This window comes from Lactiplantibacillus sp. 30.2.29 (genome assembly GCF_018991255.1).
In the GTDB taxonomy this organism is placed as follows: Bacteria; Bacillota; Bacilli; order Lactobacillales; family Lactobacillaceae; genus Lactiplantibacillus; species Lactiplantibacillus pentosus.
The window spans coordinates 1-447 of record NZ_JAGYGU010000127.1; the positions used below are offsets into that span (position 1 = coordinate 1).

The 447-nt window shown below is 47.7% G+C and carries 1 protein-coding gene; it reads right to left on the reverse strand.

Annotated features, from left to right (window positions below; translation table 11 throughout):
- A partial coding sequence (locus tag KGF65_RS16865; protein WP_216788274.1) for an IS30 family transposase occupies positions 1-447 on the reverse strand: 447 nt, incomplete at both ends.

Sequence of the window (447 nt, forward strand, 5' to 3'; positions counted from 1 at the left end):
TTACGCTCCACAAAAGTAGCCACAGCTTGACCTTTACGTTTACCAGAAAGTACGGTATCAGCTTCAAAGTGGCCGAATTCCTGGCGAGTTTCGACTTTATGAGGCCGCTCCTCAATGGAGCGGCCGTGATTGAACGTACCACGCTTTTCTTTAGCACGATGACGACGAATTCCATGATCAGGCAAATCGGGCAACTGTACATCAAGCCAGCCTTGATTAATCCAGTTATAGACCGTCTTGTAGGCAATCCCCACCACATGGGCAACTTGTTCAGGGGACCACTTCTGGACTTGAATCTTTTCCTCGATCAAGTGTTTAAGGTTTTTAGTGAGCGAAGACTTCCGCCCCCGTTGACTAACCTTTCGTTCAAAGTCAGTTTGCGCTAGCCCAGCCTGGTACTCACTATTTAGCCGGTGAAGTTCGTTAAAGATGGTGGTCTTACTAAAG